We start from the raw sequence: 17,476 nt of genomic DNA on the forward strand, positions 1-17,476 counted from the left end.
TCTGATCAGGAAGACTGGCTGGAGGGCTCCCCGTGGGGACCCCGGCTCTCGTGGAGGACCGGGTACTTGGCGCTCATCTCTCCATTGATCTCGATCCACTGGAGCTTCTCCTCCGGCAGGTCGACGTCCGCCCAGATGGCCTCGGGCGGGCACTCGGCGACGCACGCGTTGCAGTCGATGCATTCCTCGGGGTTGATGTAGAGCATCTCGGGGCCCTCGTGGAAACAGGCCACGGGACAGACGTCCACACAGTCCGTGTACTTGCAGCCGATGCACTCGTCGGTGACGACGTACGCCATGTTCTCGGTACCTCCGCGCTCTGTTTTCCCGGCGGTTGCGACGTGCCCGCCGCGGCTCGTGTCACAAGGGGTGTGACGCCCTCACGCGTGGACCGGCGCGACCTCGGTCAGCCGGCGCATCCAGCCGAAGCGGTCGACCGCCTCGCCCCGGTGGATGCCGTCGAGCAGGTCGCGGAAGCGCGCGGTCACGGGACCGGCCTCCTCGCCGGCGAGCCGGTACTCCTCGCCCTGGTGGCCGAGCGCGGTCACCGGCACCACGCCCGCCTCGGTGCCGGTGGCGAAGCACTCGGTGACGGTGCCGTCGGCGATGCCCTTGAGGACCTCCGCCAGCTCCACCGGCCGCTCCACGACCCGCGTCCCGGAGTCCCGCGCCAGCTTGACGACGGAGTCACGGGTCACACCGGGAAGGACCGAACGGTCCAGCGCCGGAGTGGTCAGGACCCCGTCGACGACGAAGAAGGCGTTGAGATTCCCGATCTGCTGCACGAAGCGGCCCTGCGGCCCGTCGAGCCACAGCACGTGGTCGTAGCCGTAGTTGGCGGCGACCTCGCCCGGGACCACGCCCGCCGCCAGGGAGCCGGCGTCGTTGATGTCGCCGGTGCCGCCGGGCCAGGCCCGTACATAGCCGTCGAGGGTCATCGCGCGGACCGGCTTCCCGGCGGACCCGGCCGGGTCCGCCACCGCGGCGAGGACATAGAAGAGGCAGTCGTCGGCGGGGGAGGGGGCGAGCCCCCTGCCGTCGGCGGCGAGCACCGCGCGCAGATGCAGCGCGGAACCGGCCTCCTCGGGGAGCCACTCCCGGTCGAGCTCGACCAGGGCGCGGACGGAGGTCCACACCCGGTCGAAGTCGACCTGCGGCAGCGCCATACGGCGGGCGCCGTTGTTGAGCCGCTTGATGTGGCTGTCGGGACGGAACACGCCGACCGTGCCGTCCGCCATGCGGTACGCCGTGAACGCGTCCACGACGGTCTGGCCGCCGAGGACGGCGGCCGCGGTGGGCCTCAGCGCCGGGATCGTGTCCCGGTCGGCCACGGTCAGCCCCTGCCAGGTACGGCGCTTGCCCGTCCGCATGAAGAAGGCGTGATCGGTGAGGACCGGCACGGTCGACCCGTCCGCCTCCGGCCGCGGTCGGGGGGTGGCGGTGGGTGTGACCACCAGTTCGTTGCTCATGCGCGGACACCTTCCTTGTCCTCGAGGTCGACATCCTCGATGTCGACCTCTACGTCTGCGATGACCGAGGCGACCAGACGCTCGACGCGGTCGAGGGTTCCCTCGAAGTGGATACGGGCGACCCTGTTGCTGAAGATGTCGCCCGGGTCGAGAACCGTGCCCGGCTCCGCCTCCGGGACGAACTCGCGGAACTCGGCGGCTCCGGTGAACGGCTCGGCACCGCTCAGCGTCCCGGCGAACGGTCCGGGCCGGTCGGTGGTGACGAACGCGAGGCCCGCGCTCACCGGGGACAGCGGCCCCGGCTCGTGCCGCATCCCCCGGGCGGCGTCGGCCGCCGCGGCGCACAGGTCCACTCCGGGCCCGGCGAGCACGAGTTCGGGGATGTTGTCGCCGGCGAGCCGGGCGCCGACCTCGATCAGCACCGGCCCCCGGTCCCGGTCGACGCGGGTCTCGATGTGGAAGGGCCCCACCGACAGCTCGAAGGCCTTCACGACCCGCCGGGCGAACTCCTCCAGGAGCACCCCGTGCGGCGACTCGGCCGGCGCGGTGGCGATATGGCCCATCTCGAAGAAGTCGGGCTCCGCCGAGAGGAACTTGGTGGTGACGCTCGCGAGACGGGGGCCGTCGACGTCCACCCAGCCGTCCAGGGAGAACTCCGGCCCCTCCACGTACTCCTCCACCAGGGCCGCCCGGCGCGGGTTCGGATGGAACTTCACCTCGCCGGGGCCGTGCACGGTCGCGCAGGCGCGCGCGTACTCCTCCTCGTCACGGCAGAGGCTCACCATCAGGCTCCCGCCGCAGTCGACGGGCTTCACCACGACCGGGAACGGCAGCGGACACGGAGCCGCGGGCCCCGGCTCCACGAGCACCGAGCGGGGAAAGGCGACACCCCGCTCGGCACACCACCGGCGCATCACGTCCTTCTGCCGCACCGCCTCGGCCGCGTCCGCGCCGAGCGCCGGAAGACCGAGCGCCCTGGCGAGCTCCGCGCTCTCCGGCACCACGTACTCGAAGCCCGCGACGACACCGGTCGGCCGGACACCGGACTCCTCGACGAGACGGAGCAGCTCCGGCACGCCCCGGTCGGGATGCCAGTCGACGACGGTCGCGCCCGCCAGGACCTCCGGCGGCAGCAGCTCGGGGAACTGGGTGGGGATCAGACAGGGCACCCCGGACTCCACCACTCGGGCGGCGAGCCGGACCCCCGCCGACAGCGGTTGGACGACGATCAGCACGGCAGGACCTCCGACGACGCTCCGGCCAGGAACCGTTCGTCGTCCCCGAGGAAACCCCAGTCGGGAGCGGGAACGGGCGGACGCCGGTCGGATCGGGACATGAACAGGGTGCGGCGGGCGTGGAGTTCGGCGCCACGCAACGATTTCGCCCGGTACGAGGTGACACCGAGGTGGACGGTGTCCAGACCCCGCTCCAGGGCGAGCCGGAGCGGACCGTAGACCGTGGCCTCGAAGTACTCGCCGGAGGAACCGTGCCCGCCGGCGTAGTCGCAGCCGAAGACCCGCATGTGCAGCGTGCCGCCGTGCACGATCCCGAGGGCGAAGGCGGCCGGGCGGTCCCGCCCGTCGAGCACCTCGGTGATCACCACGTCGTCGGCGGCCGCGCCCTCGCCGCCGCCGATGCTCAGACAGCGGCGCAGATAGCGCACCGCGCCCTCCTCGCTCAGCTCCTCGCCGTGCCGGGCCTGCACCTGGACGACGAGCGGCGCGTACCGCTCCAGGTCCGAGGGGTCGGCGACCACGCTCCGCGAGCGGTAGCCGCCGCCGGCGAGCCGCTTCAGATCACGGCGCACCAGCGAACGCCGTGAGGAGGGCAGCGCCGCCACGTGCTCGTCGAGGCTCGCGCCGCGCGGCCGGACCACCGCCGTCGGCAGACAGGGGGTGGCGACGGTGGCGAAGCCGGGCAGCGCGGCCAGCGCCTCGGCCTCGTCCTCCGGCAGGTACCACCAGGAGACGTGCCCGGCACCCCGCTCCTCCGCCCGCTCCAGGAGGCGCTCGCAGAGGGCGGTGAGGAGCCGGCCGCGGTCCGCGCCGGACAGGCCGGGGCTGAGCAGCAGCCGGTTGTCGTACCCGGTGCGCGAACCCGCCAGGACCTGCACGTCCGGGGTGTACCCGAGCAGGGTGGTCTCGTTGTAGAGCGGATTGCTGTCACCGCCGGAAGCGGTGTGGAAGGGCACGAGCCCCCCGGTCGCCCCGCTCGCTTCGTCCCGGCCGACCAGATAGGCCGTGTCGAAGCCCCGGTCGCCCTCCTGGGAGACCGTCCAGCGCCGGGACGAGTAGAACCCGCCCTCGTCGAGCCACGACGACGCGTCGGTGCCGGTGGGGTCGAGCCGCGACCGCTCTCCCACCACGAAGGGTGTCAGCGTGCCGTCCATGCCTCGTCCTGCCTCTCGGTCGTGTACGTCCCCCTGGCCAGCACCCATGTGGCGACGACGCTCAGCACCGCGACGAGCGTCGCCGCCACCGGGGCCGAGGTGAACAGGAGCAGCAGGGCGGCGGCGCCGGCGCCGATCGGAATGGTTCCGAAGGCGAACGTCCGGTAGACGGCGTTCACCCGGCCCAGCATCCCCTCGGGCGAGACCAGTTGACGTCGCGTCAGGGAGTGCACGTTGTAGAAGGCCATGGCCGCGCCGTACACGAGCATGCTCGCCAGGAAGGCCACCGCACCCAGGACGCCGAAGCCCAGCGACCAGAGCGCCGCGAGCAGCGCGGCCTGGGAGACGAGCAGGGCCCACACCCAGGACCGGGCGCCGTCCCCGGCGCCGTACCGGGCCGTGGCCCGGGCACCGATCACACTGCCGATCCCGGCCGCGCTGAAGCCGAAGCCGAGGAACGCGACCGAGTGGTCGGCCTCCTGCACCACGGCGATGAAGAGCACGCTCAGCGCGACCTGTTCGGCCAGATTGAACAGCGAACCGGCCGCCACCAGCCGACGCAGCGGATCGGACGCCGCCACGGCCGTGAACCCGGCGCGGATGGAGGCGTTCTCCCGGGTGGCCCGGTTCCGCGAGGGCTTCGGCCGGGCCCGCAGCGCGGCCCCGCCGAACAGATAGGAGACGGAGTCCAGGGCGAGCGCGAGCCCCGGCCCGAGGCCGGAGACGACCAGACCGCCGATGGCCGGCCCGGCGGTCCCCGAGACCGCGTTGACCGCCGCCAGTTGACCGTTGCCGCGGGTCAGGTCCTCGGTCTCGACGGTGTCCGGGACGTACGCGAGCAGCGCCGTGTCGAACAGCGCGGTGAACGCGCCGAGCAGCACCGCCGCCGCGAACAGCGTCGCGTAGTTCAGCCACGCCGCCGCGGCCAGCGCCACCACCAGGAGCAGGACGACGGCCCGCGCGAAATGGGACGCGTAGAGGAGCGGCGCCCGGTCCCGCAGGTCCGCCAGTCTGCCCGCGAACGGGGTGACGAGAAGGACGGGTACGAACTGCGCGCCGCTCAGCAGGGCGATCTGCGAAGGAGACGCCCCCAGGTCGGCGGCGGCGAGGACGGGCAGCGCGACCAGGGTCAGCTGGGATCCGGCCGAGGACACCGCCTCGCTCACCATCAGCGCCCGGAACGCGGCCGGAAGCCTGCCCCGCCCGGCCGGTGACGACGTCTCCCGTGCGGTCCTGCCCATCACACCGTCCCGGTGGTGGAACCGGCGACGGGCTTGCCCACGTGCAGGGTGAACACCATCGGGACCGGCCCGAAGTTCTCCAGGACCCGCAGCCCCTCGGCCTGCGCCGCGCGGCCCGTGGTCACACAGGCGTCGAACTCCCCGGCCGCGCAGAGGGCGGCGGCCCGCGAGTTGCTGCTGGCGAGGGTGAGGGTCCCCCGGTCGGCCACCAGGCAGCTCGGGGCGGGATGGGAGACGATCGTCCGGACGACGGTGTCGTCCGACCGGCCCGCGAGCACCATGTCGTGGGTGTCCAGGATGAAGCTGTCGACCATTTCGAGACGGTGCAGGTTGCCGAAGACGAGGTCGTGCAGCCGGGGATAGACGGCGCACGCCAGGATGGCCTCGCTGCCGTCGAAGCCCATGACGTCGAGCCCGTCCTCCACCTCGGAGTGCAGCAGGACGGTGCCGGCGACCCCGCGCTCGGCGAACCAGTGGTGCGCGGCCTTCTCCAGATTGGTGCCGGAGGGGCCGAGGGTGTGGATTCTGGTGACTCCCGACAGCGCCCCGTCACGGTCGGTCTTCAGCGCCGTGCTCTCGCTCATGCCTGTCGTCCCTCGCCCTCGATCGCGACCGCTCCGGCTGCGCCGGTGACCGGCAGCAGCCAGCCGTGCGTGTCAGGTGTACGTGCGTGCTGGACGTCCAGGAGGGCGCCGCGGAGCCGTTCGGTCACCGGGCCCTCCTTGCCGTCCCCGACGACCAGGTCGCCGCCCGCGGTTCCGAGCCGGCCCACGGCCACGACCGCGCCGGCCGTCCCGCACGCGAACATCTCGGCCAGGGCGCCCGAGCGGACCCCGTCCCGGACGGCGTCGATCGCGGTGGGCTCCTCCGCGGCCGGCAGACCGAGGCCCTCGGCCAGGGCGAGGAGGGAGTCGCGGGTGATGCCCCGGACGATCGTCCCGTCGCACGGCGGTGTGGTCAGCCGGGGCCCGTCCTCGCCGTGCCACACGAAGAACACGTTCATGGTGCTGAGCTCCTCGACCCAGCGGCGTTCGACGCCGTCGAGCCAGAGGGCCTCGTCGTACCCGGCGGCCTGGGCCTCGGTCCGGGTCAGCAGGCTCGCCGCGTAGTTCCCCGCGCACTTCGCCTCGCCCGTGCCGCCCCGTACCGCGCGCACCGTCTCCGTGGCGGTGGTGACCGCGAGCGGACGGAACTCGGAACCGAAACAGGGGTCGGCGGGGTAGGCGAGGAAGACGCACCGGTAACTGCGCGAGGGCCGCAGGCCCATCTCGGCCTCCGTGGCGAGCAGCAGCGGCCGGATGTACAGACTCTGCCCGTAGCCGCCGGGCACCCAGTGCTCGTCCGCGGCGACCAGCTCGACGCAGGCCCGGACGAACAGCTCGGTGGGCATCTCGGCCATCGCGAGCCGCGCGGCCGAGAGGCCGAGGCGACGCCCGTGGTCGGCCGCCCGGAACAGGGAGACCGACCCGTCCGCGCCCCGGAAGGCCTTCATCCCCTCGAAGACGGCCTGCCCGTAGTGGAGCCCCAGGGTCGCGGGGTCCGTCGGCAGTGTGGCGTACGGCTCCAGCCGCGGCGCGGACCAGCCGCTCCCGGCCTCCCACTCCACGACGGCGACACGGCCGGTGGAGTGACGGCAGAAGCCGGGGTCCCGCAGGATCCGGTCCAGATCGGACGGTGCGGGCCGTTCGGGCGGCGCTGTCTCAGACATGGACCTCGGAACCCCACAGACCGATCGGTGCCAGCGGGCCGCCGTACCGGTCGGGCTTGCTCTCGGGGCGCCGCAGGAGCGTCCCGTAGAGGAAGTCCACGGCGCCCGTACGGTAGGCGTCGTCGTCCTCGACCGTCTCGATCTCCTCGATGCGCCGGACGAGTTCGCGGACGCACTCCACGATCTCCGCCTTGGAACCGAGAGCGCGCCGGCCGCGGCCGTCGTCCGTGAACAGCCCGTGCGCGGCCAGCCACGTGCCGAGCGCGAACCCCGTCCCGGAGTCGAAGTTCCGCAGCGGCTCGGGCTGCGCCGGGTAGCGGAAGAGCCGTTCGAGCAGGATGTACTCGAAGACGACGGGGCCGAACGGCACTTCCTCCTCGAAGCAGGCGATGGCCGACTTCATGTCGACCTTGAGCTCCTCCAGGAGCCCGGGACGCCACTTCGTCTTCAGCGCCAGGTGCTGGTCGAGCGGCCGGGGGCCGGTGTGGTGGAAGTAGTCGTGCATATAGCCCCAGACACATCGCGCCTGGTACACGTCCTCGGGGTCGATCCCGGGGGAGACGAGGCCGCTGTCACCGGCGAACGGGGAGCCGGGGCCGCACAGGCGCTCGGTGATCGCGAGGGTCTGGGCGTAGATGTCCACGTGCCTGTTGAAGAAGAACCAGGCGAAGTTCTGGTGGGTGCACCTGCTCGCCGCCGGGATGTTCTCGGGGAAGAACACCACGCAGTTGCCCTCCCGCAGCCCCCGCGAGGCGGACAGCAGCCGGGTCGACTGGAAGACGGCCTTCGGGTGCGGATAGACGTCCTGGAGGTACGGCGTGCAGTCGGGGTCCTGCCGGACCACCGAGAACGCCTCGATGTGTATCTCGTGACGGTCGCTGTTGGGGAGGATCACCGGGCCTATGTACGCGGCGGCCTCGCCGTCCGCCGGCGCGGGCACCGTGTCCCGGGTGGCGTCGAAGTCGGGAACGCCTTCGCACCCCAGCTTCGCCCAGTCGTCCAAGTCGGCAAGAGTGGCCGATATCTGACGCTCCGGCAGTAGACCGGAGAGCCCCTCCACGGTCGCGCGGACCTCGGCGAGGGCGGCGAGCGGATCACCCTCCCTCTCGCCGCTCCGCACCTCGCGGAGACGGTTCACGGCGGGCACGACCCGACGTTCGAAATCCAGTAGCTCGGCAACGGTACGCGGACCCACTCCACCCCCCACAGCAATGGCCCCATCAACGGGGCCGCGGGGCCCCGCTCGTCACACCTACGTCACAGCTCGGTCGGTCGCCAGGGACGCTAACACTCCAACTCGACAGGAAACAATGGATGTTCGAAGATCGGCGTGTCTCCGCCTCGACCTGCGCAGATACGCCGGGGCGCACCGGGACGCGCCGGTGCCGCGCCGTTCGACGCACCGTCACCTCCGCGCCGGAGCGCGCAGTGCCGCACGGGCCGCCCGGTACGCCTCGGCGGGGTCCGGGTGCGGGGCGGCGGCCGGCTGCCAGCCGCCGTGACGCTCGATGTACGGGTGCCAGAGCCGGTCCGGGCCGTAGCGCAGCTGGACGCGGGCGGGTGCGTCGGTGAGGTGGTTGTGATGGCGCTCCACCGGGGCGGTGGGGGAGGGGCGGAGCGGCTGGACGGCGTGCTCGGCGGCGGAGAGCAGGTCGGGGTCGGCGGGCCGCGGCGCGAGGCAGGTGGCGACGGCGGCCCGGCCGCCGAATCGGTGCGCGATGGCCAGAAGTCTCATCTCCCTTACAGAGAGGTCCAGTTGGGTTGCCGCGAGCTCCAGATGAGTGTCTCCGCTCCGGGCGATGAAGCGGACGATGTCGGCGGTGGTGTCGTCCGGGCCGTCGGCCTCGGAGAGGCCCGGGTCCCGGGGCGGGAGACCTGCCGTTTCGGGTGGTTCCGTGGCTTCGGACAGGTCCGCGGCGGCGCTCGAGGTGGCTTCGCCGGGAGTGCCTCCGGCGGGTGGGGCCCCCGGCCGGCCGAGGAGCTCGGCCGCGCGCGCCGCGGCGTCGGCGGTGAGCGCGCGGAGGGTGGCCAGATCGGGGAGCGGTGCCGGGGGAGGGTCGGTGAGGGAGTCCAGGACCGGCACGGCCCCGGGGGCGTCGTGGTGGGGGCCGCCACGAGACGACGGACCGGGGTGCGAGGAGCTCACGCCGGGCCTCCCAGGGTGACGAGATCGGCGAGTTCACGGTCGGACAGCCGGGCGAGACCGGTACCGCCGCCGCCGAGGACGGTGTCCTGCAAAGCCCTTTTGTGCGTGAGGAGTTGATCGATCCGGTCCTCGATCGTGCCCCGCGTGACGAGCCGGTGGACGGTGACGGTCCGCCGCTGCCCGATCCGGTGGGCACGGTCCGACGCCTGGTCCTCGACGGCGGCGTTCCAGCTCCGGTCGAAGTGCACGACATGGCTGGCCCTGGTCAGGGTGAGCCCCGTGCCGCCGGCCCTGACGGAGAGCACGAACAACGGCGAGCGGCCCGCCTGGAAGGCGTCCACGAGCTCCTGCCGCTGCCGGGTGTCGAGACCTCCGTGCAGGAACAGCGGACGGTGCCCGAGATGCGCCAGATGCTCGGTGAGCAGCCGGCCCATCGCCACATAGCCGGTGAAGACGAGCGCCGCCTCCCCGCGCGCGGTGATCGCCTCGACGAGCTCGGCGAGAGCCTCCAGCTTGGCCGAACGGGCGGTGAACTCCCCTGCCCGGGCGGCGCCGGGGTGCTGCTCGCCCCAGTAGTGCGCCGGGTGGTTGGTGATCTGCTTCAGGGCGGTGATCAGCTTGAACACCAGGCCGGATCGCGTGAGTGAGGGGGAGTGCGCGAGCTGCTCCATCGTCTCGCGGACGACCGCCTCGTAGAGGGCGACCTGCTCGGCGGTGAGCTCGACGATCCGCCGGCTCTCGACCTTCGCGGGCAGCTCGGGCGCGACATGGGGGTCGCTCTTCCGGCGGCGCAGCAGGAACGGCGCGATCAGCCGGGCGAGGGCGCGCGCGGCGGGGCCGTCCGGCTCGCGCTCGGCGGCGGCCGCGTACCGCGACCGGAAGACCTTCAGCGACCCGAAGAGGCCCGGGTTGGCCCAGTCGAGCAGGGTCCACAGCTCGGAGAGGTTGTTCTCCACGGGGGTCCCGGTCAGCGCCAGCCGGGTCGTGGCGGTCAGCGCGTGCAGGCTCCGGGCGGTGGAGGAGGAGTGGTTCTTGGCGTGCTGCGCCTCGTCGGCGATGACCAGGTCCCAGGTGCGGGAGGCGAGTTCGGCGTCACGGCGCAGGACGCCGTACGTCGTGAGGACCACGGTCCGGTCCCCGGTGAGGTCGAGGCTCCGCCGGGTGCCGTGGTAGACGGTCACGTCGAGCTTCGGGGCGAACCGGCGGAGCTCGCGCTCCCAGTTGGTCACGAGCGACGAGGGGCAGACCACGAGGACCGGACCGCTGTGCCCGCTCTCGTACCGGTGCAGGGTGTACGCGACGGCGGTGAGGGTCTTGCCGAGCCCCATGTCGTCGGCGAGGACCGCGCCGAACCCCACCCCGCCGGTGTGCGCGAGCCAGGCGAGAGCCCGTTCCTGGTAGCCGCGGAGGGTCGCGTCGAGCTCCCTCGGCGCCGGGACCGGGGCCGCGTGCTCGCCCCGGCGGAGGATGTCGACGACCTCGGCGAGACCTCCGGCCGCGCGGCACGGCACCGTCCGCCCGTCGACGGTCACGGTGCCCGTGAGGGCGGCGGTGAGCGCGTCGATGCCGGCGAGCCGGCCGAGTTCCCGGCGGCGTGCGCGGCCGACCGTGACCGGATCGAGCAGCACCCACCGCCCCCGGACCCGGACCAGGGGCCGGGCGGCTTCCGCGAGCGCGTCCATCTCGGCCTCGCTCAGCACGTCCTCGCCGAGCGCCAGCTGCCACCGGAAGTCGAGCAGCGCCCGCAGCCCGAACCGGGGCGCACCACCGGCGGTGCCGGGGTCCGCCGCACCGCCCGGTTCCGTGCCGACCACGGTGTGGGCGGACAGCAGGTCGCGCAGTCCGGCCGGCCAGCGCAGCACCAGCCCCGCGGCCGCCAGGGCGGGTTCGGCATCGAGGATCCCTCGGATTCCCGCCGCGTCCGCGACCAGCCGCCCGGGCGAGGAGAGCAGCCCCGACAGCACCCCGCACCGGCGGGCCGCGCGCTCCAGCAGGACGCGCACCCGCTCACGCAGGTGGTACGGCTCGACGTCCGCCACCGGCTCCACCAGCAGACGGCCGGTCAGCCGCCCGGCTTCGGCCTCCTCCTCGGTCGGTACGGCGAACTCGACGACGAGTCCGGGCGGAGGCCCGGTGTGCAGCCTGTCCTCGACCGCGTCCAGCCAGGGCCGTACCCGCTCGGCCTCCGCCTCGGGGAGCGGGCCGCCGGCCGGCGCGAGGAACGGGCCGGTGCCGAAGAGGACCGCGGCGGGGGGCCTCAGCAGCGAGTCGGCCAGGGCGTCAAGGAACGCGGCAACGGCCTCCCGCGCGGTCAGGTGCCGTCCCCGGTCCGGCACGGCGTGGGCCGGCGGCGGCAGACGGCCGGCGAGCTCCTCCAACGCCCGCGCGGTGGCGACCGGCAGCGGTCCCAGCCGCCACCGGTCCACCCCGTCCACGGTGAGCGCCGGACGGACGAGCCCCGCGGCGACGGCCCGGAGCCCGAGACGGGCCGCGTGCTCCCACTCCGTCGCCGTCGGATGCCACCCGGCGGCGCGGTCCTGCCGCAGCAGTACGGGCAGGGCGTCGGCCAGCGGAACCCGCCACCCCACCACCGGAGCGGCCGTGGCCGCCGGGCGCGGGAGCAGCTGCCGGCGCGCCACGGACAGCGGTGCCGGGAGCCCGGTGTCCGGCATGGGAGCCCCGTCGCCCCGGTGGAGCAGCAGCCCGGCCGGCTGTGCGTCCCACGGTTGGAAGGCGACGGCGCACCCGGCGGCGAGGGCCTCTCCGACGAGGTCCGCGACCGAGGTCCGCGGAGTGGGGGCCGAGGGCGCCGGGACGGGCTCGGCGAAACGGTCGGGAGGGAGGGGCGGGGCGGAGGGAGCGGGGCGGGGGCGGGGGACGGCCGGCGTGCCCGGCGTGACGGAGGGATCCCCGGAACGCGTGGGGGGAGTGCGCTCCGCGTCGCGGGCGACCAGCTCCTCCATCAGCGCCGAAGCCGCCGCGCGGCGCGCTTCCGCCCGGGTCTTCGCCCGGCGGGTGACCCCCACCTCCGCCCCGGTGCGGACGAGGGTGCAGGTGTAGGAGCAGGAGACGGTCTTCGGGGCCGCCGCGAACGTCGAATCGGGCTTGGAGATGACCTCCAGCTGGGTGTACTTGTTCAGGTACTTCACCGGATCCTGGCCCGGCGGCACCGGCTGGATCCGCGCCGCCGCCCGGGGCGGTCCGCCGCTGTCGGCGGCCCGTTCCTCGCGGGGCTCGGGGAGACCGGTGAGCTCCGCCAGGAGGGCGACCGCCCCGAGATGGACGGCCTGCCGCCGGTCGTGGCCGGTGCGTTCGGCGCCGTCGACCGTGCGGCCGTCGCCGCCCACCCAGCTCCAGCGGCAGGAGAACCCCCCGGTGGAGGCGAAGACCGAGTGCCGGGGCTCCGCGCCCTGTGCGTCCGCGTGCCAGCGCAGCAGCGTGGCCGCCGCCGACTGCATGCGCGCGGTGAGCCGAAGGGCGCACAGACGCAGCTCGCGCCACCCGGGACCCCGGGCGCCGAACAGCAGCAGTTGGACGTCCCGGTGCCGGAGCCGCGCCGCCCCCGCCCGGCGGACGACCTCGGCCGTGAGCTCCCCTCCCGGTTCGCCCGCCGCCGTCACCCGGGTGTGCAGCAGCGCGGCGAACGCCTCCGTTCCCATGCCGGGCAGGGACAGCCGTCGTCCGCCTCCGGGCTCCCCGTCCGGCCCCTCGACCCCGGCGAGCCGGCGCAGCAGCGCCCGGGCGGCGGACCGGCGGGCCAGGGCCGCCGTCGGCGCGCTGCGCGCGGGACCGGTCACCTGTGCGTCGCCGGGCCCGATCCGTACCGCCGCCGTGTGCAGGACGTGGCCGTTCGGCAGGTGCTCCGAGGATTCCTCGTACGTCGGCGGTGGCCAGAACTCGAGCTGCGCGTGCGCCAGGAGAACCTGCTGCGGTACCTCCGGCGTGTTCTCGAGGGCCTCGGCCGCGAGCCGGCGGGCGGTCAGCCATGCCGGGTGGTCGTCGGTCACCAGGAGCAGCATCCGCAGATCCCGCTGCGTCAGCTTCCCCGAGCGCGCCAGCCCCTCGGCCTCGGACACGATCCCGGCGTCGAACCGGCCCGTCACGACGGCTCTCCCGGCCCGCTCGTGCCACGCGGACCGGGCACCGGCCGTCCTGAGGTCGCCGGACTGCCGGACACCGTCGATCTGCGGAGGACGACCACCCAAGAGGAGACCCTTCGAACGCGTAACGTGATGACTCGTGTGCGCTCAGTATACGGATCCGGGCGGTCCTTGATCGTCCAACAGTGTTCGGACCGGCCGTAGTTGCCCGGAACGCGGCACCGCCCCGTACGCCGGGGCGTACGGGGCGGTGCGTCGGGAGGCGTCCCGTGGATCAGCCGGGGAGCGGCGCCCCGGCCGTGGCCCGGGCGTCGGCCGCGGCCGTCCGGCCGGCCAGGACCTTCTGGGCGAGGACGCCGAAGACCACGCCGAACACCGCCCAGAGGACCGCCTGGACGGCCAGTGAGGCCAGCCTGAACTCCCAGAGCAACGCGGCGGGGAAGCCCGCCTGGACCGCGTCGTCGTTCGCCGGGAGCAGCACGAAGGCGACAGCCGTGACGACGAGGAACCCGGCCGCGGCGGCGAGGGTCGCGTTCCAGTTGCCCAGGCGCGGTGCCAGGCGTCGCCCGATGATGACGGCCGCGAGCCCGAGGAGCACGCTGAGCAGGATCATCAGGAAGAACAGCGTGGTGCGCTTCCCGATGGTGTCGGGGTTGCCGACGGCCGGCGGGGTCGCCGGATACTTCAGGAACGGCACCAGATAGACGGTGGTGAACGCCGCCGCCGCGGTCAGCGCCGCGGTCGCCCGGGGGCCGAACCGGCCGACGCGGCCGAGCGCGAAGGAGAACGCGAGCGCGGCGATGCCGCCGAGCGCCACTCCGTAGACGAGGACACCGGTGGCCAGGCCGAAGGTCGACTGGACGGGGCGGCTGACCGCCTCCTCCTCTTCCTCGGCGGCCTCCGCGCCCGCCGCGGCGCCGTGACCGGCGTGCGTCTCCTGCGCGGCGGCCTGGGCCTCCTCCACGGCGATGGAGCCGTTCACGGGGGGCTCACCCACCACATAGGCGACGGCGAAGGCGAAGAGGCCGGCGACCAGGCCCGCGAGCATGCCGCGGACCAGCAGGGATCTCACAGTCGAGGCGTGCATGTGCGTATCGCCTCTCAGTGGCAGGGGAAGCCGAGCAGATGGCGACCGTCGTGCACCCACTCGTGCACGTCGGAGCCCGCGATCAGGGACGTGGCGCCCTGCTCGGCGCCCACGAAGTACAGCGCGACGAGCGCGAGAAGACCGACGAAGAACGCCCAGGGAAGGACGGCGGATACGGGCAGCGGAGCCGGAACGGCCTCGGAAGGGGCGGAAACGGCAGCGGAGACGACAGCCTCGGCCATGATGGAACCTCCTGCGGGAACTCGCGTCCCTGACGGTGGTGCAGGACGACGGTCCGCGGGTCTGACTCGCCGTGACACCGCTCCGTATCGGGAGGGCGGTGCCCGGCTCACAGTGGCGCGACCGTGCCGGATTTCCACCGGACTTCCGTCTCGCCGTCGTCACGCTGTTCAAATGTCGCCTGAAGGTACCGCGCACCGGGTCCGCCGCCAAGGGCGTGAGGCCTGAATCACCTTTGCGCGCCCCCCGGGTGGGACGCGGCCCGGGGATACCCTGGGCGCCGCCCCAGGCGCCCACCGAGAAGGAAGCCGATGACCGTCCGGCTGACGCTGATCTCCCCCGCCCCGAGCGGAGCCCTGCACGACGTCGCGTTCGACGACGACAGCCCGCTCGACCCCGCCGGAATCGCCGGCGCGCGGGCCGTGGCGTCCGCCGTCGACCCGTCCTCCCGTGCGTACTCCTCGCCGTCGGTCCGCTGCCGGGCCACGGCGGAGGCCCTCGGCCTCATGGCGCGGCCGGAGCCCGAACTCGCGGGCTGCGCCATGGGTCGGTGGAAGGGGCGTTCCCTCGCGGCGGTGGCGGCCGCCGAGGAATCGGCGGTCGGTGTCTGGATGTCCGATCCGGCGGCCGCCCCGCACGGCGGGGAGTCCCTGCGCGATCTGCGGGTACGGGTCGGAGCCTGGCTGGACGCCCTGCTCTCCGGCTCCGGACGCGTCACGGCCGTCGCCGAACCGGACGTGATCCGGGCCGCGCTGGTCCACGCCCTCGGGGCACCGGACGAGGCGGTGCTGCGGCTGGACGTCCGTCCCCTGACCGCCGTCCACCTCAGCGGGCGCGCAGAGCGCTGGAACCTGCGTGTCGGCGGCCCGCTCGGACCCGCGTAGCTCCCGTCCGGCGACAGGTCCCGCCCGGTCGGGCCGGAGCCCCACGACCGGGCGGGACCCACGGTCAGGCGGGGCGCCCGCCCCACTCGCGGAGCAGCAGATAGCCCAGATAGGCGCCGCCGACGGCCATCGTGTACAGACCGACCGGCAGGTTGTCGAAGAGCGGCAACTGCTGGGCGGCGAGGTCGGCGAGGACCAGGAGCAGCGCCCCCAGGAGGGTGGACATGACCAGGTGCGGGCCGCCGCTGCGCGTGACGCGCTTGGCGATCTGCGGCGCCGTCAGGGAGACGAACGCGATGGGTCCGGCCACGCTCACGGCTCCCGCGGACAGGACGATCGACAGCGCGATCGCCCAGGTCGCGGTCCGGCCGGGGCGGGCGCCCAGGCCGGTGGAGAGGTCGTCGCCCATCTCGCCGATGCTCAGCGGGCGCGCCAGCAGCGCCGCGAGGGGCACCGAGACGAGCAGCACGGTCCAGATGGTCGCCGCGTCGTCCCAGGAGCGGGCGGAGAGACTGCCGTTGATGTAGGCGGTCAGGGCGCTGGCCTTGTCGCGCTCGACGGCGTACACCACGTACTGGGTCAGTGCCGTCGCCATCGCGGCCACGCCGATACCGGCGACCACGAGCCGTCCCGGGCTGCGGAATCCGGTCCCGGTGGCGAGGAAGACGACCGCCATCGCGAGGACCGCGCCGAGCAGGGAGCCGACGGCCACCGGCATGACGTCGGGCAGGAACAGGGCGGCGGCCGCCGCTCCCGCACCCGCGCCGGAGCCGAGCCCGATGACATCGGGGCTGCCGAGCGGATTGCGGGTCACGGACTGGAACAGCGCGCCGGACAGGCCGAACGCCGCGCCGGTGGCGATCGCCACCACGAGCCGCGGCCCGCGCAGCCTGTTCAGGACGAAGGCGTTCTTGCCCGTGGCGTCCCCCGCGAGGGCCGACGGCAGATCGGGCAGGTCGATGCCGAGCCTGCCCATCGACAGGGTGGCCACCGCCGCCCCGCAGAGCAGCAGCAGGGTCACCGCGGCGGCGATCACGGAGGTGCGGCGCACGGGTACGGCGACCCAGGGGCCGATCCTCAGCACACCACGGCCCGCGGGCCGTTCCGCGCGCGGCGTCGGCTCCGCGGTGCCGCCGGGAGCGCTGTCCGGGAGGTCGGTCCGGTCGGCGGTCTTCATCCCGCTCCCCTCATACGGCGGACGGCGAAGAGCAGGGCGGGGGCACCGACGAACGCGGTGACGACCCCGACCATCAGCTCCTGCGGGCGCAGCACGACCCGGCCGATGACATCGGCGAACAGCAGCAGCGTGGGTCCCGCGAGGGAGGTGAGGAGGATCTGGGCCCGGAAGTCGGCGCCCACGAGCGCCCGGACGAGGTGCGGGACGGCCAGGCCCACGAAGGCGATGGGTCCGACGGCCGCCGTCGCCGCGGCGGCGAGCAGGGTCGCGGCGAGCAGCCCCGCGCCCTTGACGCGGGCGGGGCTGATGCCGAGGGAGGCCGCCTTGTCGTCGCCCATCGCCATGGCGTTGAGCCCCGGGGCGAGCAGCAGGGCGAGCGCGAGGCCCACGGCGGCGAAGGGCAGGACCGCCCAGAAGGCGTCGAACCCGCGGCCGCCGAGCGCGCCCACCACCCAGTAGCGGTACGTGTCGAAGACCTGTGGCTTCGACAGCGCGACGGCCTGGATGAACGCGGCGAGGACGGCGGAGAGCACCGCGCCGGCGAGCACCAGGCGGACCGTTCCGCCGCCACCGCCCGCGGTGCCGACGACATGGACGACGACACCGGTCACCAGGGCGCCGATCAGGGCCCACCAGATGGTCTCCCGCTGCCCGGAGGCGCCGAGGAAGGCGGTGGCGGCGACGATGCTCGCGGACGCGCCCGCGTTGATGCCGAGAAGTCCCGGCTCGGCGAGCGGATTGCGCGTGATGCCCTGCATCAGGGTGCCGGCGACGGCGAGGCAGAGACCGGCGAGCACACCGAGGGCGGTGCGCGGGTAGCGGCTCTCGATGACGGTACGGGTGTACTCGTCGCCGCCGCCCGTGACGACCCGCAGGACGTCACCGGCGGAGGTCGGCCTGCTGCCGAACATCACGCTGGCGAGCAGCGCGAGAGCGAGCAGCACCAGGCACAGGACGGCGGCCATGACATGCCGGGCAGGGCCCCGCCGTACCACGGCGGGGCCTCGACCGGTGCTGGAGAGTGTGGTCACCTCG

The 17,476-nt window shown here is 73.8% G+C and carries 15 protein-coding genes; 1 reads left to right on the plus strand and 14 read right to left on the minus strand.

Annotated features, from left to right (window positions below; translation table 11 throughout):
- Nucleotides 1–5: 5 nt before the first annotated feature.
- The 12 genes from IE311_RS03415 to IE311_RS03470 form a co-directional block, all read right to left on the minus strand.
- Nucleotides 6–299, minus strand: a complete 294-nt coding sequence (locus IE311_RS03415) for a ferredoxin family protein (protein WP_189830015.1) — start codon at nucleotides 297–299, stop codon at nucleotides 6–8.
- 81 nt (nucleotides 300–380) lie between these two features.
- Nucleotides 381–1,469, minus strand: a complete 1,089-nt coding sequence (locus IE311_RS03420; RefSeq protein WP_189830016.1) for an aminotransferase class IV — start codon at nucleotides 1,467–1,469, stop codon at nucleotides 381–383.
- Nucleotides 1,466–2,704: an ATP-grasp domain-containing protein gene (locus tag IE311_RS03425; RefSeq protein ID WP_189830017.1), complete on the minus strand. Its 1,239-nt coding sequence runs from the start codon at nucleotides 2,702–2,704 to the stop codon at nucleotides 1,466–1,468. The genes IE311_RS03420 and IE311_RS03425 overlap by 4 nt, the downstream gene beginning before the upstream one ends.
- Nucleotides 2,698–3,858, minus strand: a complete 1,161-nt coding sequence (locus IE311_RS03430; protein WP_189830018.1) for a GNAT family N-acetyltransferase — start codon at nucleotides 3,856–3,858, stop codon at nucleotides 2,698–2,700. The genes IE311_RS03425 and IE311_RS03430 overlap by 7 nt, the downstream gene beginning before the upstream one ends.
- On the minus strand, nucleotides 3,843–5,099 hold the full coding sequence (locus tag IE311_RS03435) for an MFS transporter (protein ID WP_189830019.1): 1,257 nt from the start codon (nucleotides 5,097–5,099) through the stop codon (nucleotides 3,843–3,845). Before IE311_RS03435 ends, IE311_RS03430 begins: the two co-directional genes overlap by 16 nt.
- Entirely contained in the window at nucleotides 5,099–5,683 is a 585-nt protein-coding gene (locus tag IE311_RS03440; RefSeq protein ID WP_189830020.1) for a type 2 periplasmic-binding domain-containing protein, read from the minus strand. The genes IE311_RS03435 and IE311_RS03440 overlap by 1 nt, the downstream gene beginning before the upstream one ends.
- Nucleotides 5,680–6,807: a branched-chain amino acid aminotransferase gene (locus IE311_RS03445; RefSeq protein WP_189830021.1), complete on the minus strand. Its 1,128-nt coding sequence runs from the start codon at nucleotides 6,805–6,807 to the stop codon at nucleotides 5,680–5,682. Before IE311_RS03445 ends, IE311_RS03440 begins: the two co-directional genes overlap by 4 nt.
- On the minus strand, nucleotides 6,800–7,954 hold the full coding sequence (locus IE311_RS03450; protein WP_229901687.1) for a DUF6421 family protein: 1,155 nt from the start codon (nucleotides 7,952–7,954) through the stop codon (nucleotides 6,800–6,802). The genes IE311_RS03445 and IE311_RS03450 overlap by 8 nt, the downstream gene beginning before the upstream one ends.
- Nucleotides 7,955–8,212: 258 nt before the next feature.
- Complete coding sequence (locus IE311_RS03455; RefSeq protein ID WP_189830023.1) at nucleotides 8,213–8,953, minus strand: hypothetical protein; 741 nt, start codon at nucleotides 8,951–8,953, stop codon at nucleotides 8,213–8,215.
- On the minus strand, nucleotides 8,950–13,158 hold the full coding sequence (locus IE311_RS03460) for a DEAD/DEAH box helicase (RefSeq protein ID WP_189830024.1): 4,209 nt from the start codon (nucleotides 13,156–13,158) through the stop codon (nucleotides 8,950–8,952). Before IE311_RS03460 ends, IE311_RS03455 begins: the two co-directional genes overlap by 4 nt.
- Nucleotides 13,159–13,327: 169 nt before the next feature.
- Nucleotides 13,328–14,140, minus strand: a complete 813-nt coding sequence (locus tag IE311_RS03465; RefSeq protein WP_189830025.1) for a CbtA family protein — start codon at nucleotides 14,138–14,140, stop codon at nucleotides 13,328–13,330.
- Nucleotides 14,141–14,154: 14 nt separating this feature from the next.
- On the minus strand, nucleotides 14,155–14,382 hold the full coding sequence (locus IE311_RS03470) for a CbtB domain-containing protein (RefSeq protein WP_189830026.1): 228 nt from the start codon (nucleotides 14,380–14,382) through the stop codon (nucleotides 14,155–14,157).
- Between the two features lie 309 nt (nucleotides 14,383–14,691).
- On the opposite strand from IE311_RS03470, the gene IE311_RS03475 reads away from it, so the two are divergent.
- Nucleotides 14,692–15,264, plus strand: a complete 573-nt coding sequence (locus IE311_RS03475) for a histidine phosphatase family protein (protein WP_189830027.1) — start codon at nucleotides 14,692–14,694, stop codon at nucleotides 15,262–15,264.
- 64 nt (nucleotides 15,265–15,328) lie between these two features.
- Here the strand turns inward: IE311_RS03475 and IE311_RS03480 are convergent, their stop codons facing one another.
- Both IE311_RS03480 and IE311_RS03485 read right to left on the minus strand, forming a co-directional pair.
- Nucleotides 15,329–16,441: a FecCD family ABC transporter permease gene (locus IE311_RS03480; RefSeq protein WP_229901688.1), complete on the minus strand. Its 1,113-nt coding sequence runs from the start codon at nucleotides 16,439–16,441 to the stop codon at nucleotides 15,329–15,331.
- Nucleotides 16,438–17,472: a FecCD family ABC transporter permease gene (locus IE311_RS03485; protein WP_189830028.1), complete on the minus strand. Its 1,035-nt coding sequence runs from the start codon at nucleotides 17,470–17,472 to the stop codon at nucleotides 16,438–16,440. The genes IE311_RS03480 and IE311_RS03485 overlap by 4 nt, the downstream gene beginning before the upstream one ends.
- Nucleotides 17,473–17,476: the final 4 nt, after the last annotated feature.

The organism is Streptomyces zaomyceticus (assembly GCF_014656215.1).
GTDB lineage: Bacteria > Actinomycetota > Actinomycetes > Streptomycetales > Streptomycetaceae > Streptomyces > Streptomyces zaomyceticus.

Bases quoted from the DNA above. Each gene is read 5' to 3' on its own strand.
- IE311_RS03415 (WP_189830015.1), bottom strand. From the start codon at position 299: ATGGCGTACGTCGTCACCGACGAGTGCATCGGCTGCAAGTACACGGAC.
- IE311_RS03420 (WP_189830016.1), bottom strand. From the start codon at position 1,469: ATGAGCAACGAACTGGTGGTCACACCCACCGCCACCCCCCGACCGCGG.
- IE311_RS03430 (WP_189830018.1), bottom strand. From the start codon at position 3,858: ATGGACGGCACGCTGACACCCTTCGTGGTGGGAGAGCGGTCGCGGCTC.
- IE311_RS03435 (WP_189830019.1), bottom strand. From the start codon at position 5,099: ATGGGCAGGACCGCACGGGAGACGTCGTCACCGGCCGGGCGGGGCAGG.
- IE311_RS03440 (WP_189830020.1), bottom strand. From the start codon at position 5,683: ATGAGCGAGAGCACGGCGCTGAAGACCGACCGTGACGGGGCGCTGTCG.
- IE311_RS03445 (WP_189830021.1), bottom strand. From the start codon at position 6,807: ATGTCTGAGACAGCGCCGCCCGAACGGCCCGCACCGTCCGATCTGGAC.
- IE311_RS03465 (WP_189830025.1), bottom strand. From the start codon at position 14,140: ATGCACGCCTCGACTGTGAGATCCCTGCTGGTCCGCGGCATGCTCGCG.
- IE311_RS03470 (WP_189830026.1), bottom strand. From the start codon at position 14,382: ATGGCCGAGGCTGTCGTCTCCGCTGCCGTTTCCGCCCCTTCCGAGGCC.
- IE311_RS03475 (WP_189830027.1), top strand. From the start codon at position 14,692: ATGACCGTCCGGCTGACGCTGATCTCCCCCGCCCCGAGCGGAGCCCTG.
- IE311_RS03480 (WP_229901688.1), bottom strand. From the start codon at position 16,441: ATGAAGACCGCCGACCGGACCGACCTCCCGGACAGCGCTCCCGGCGGC.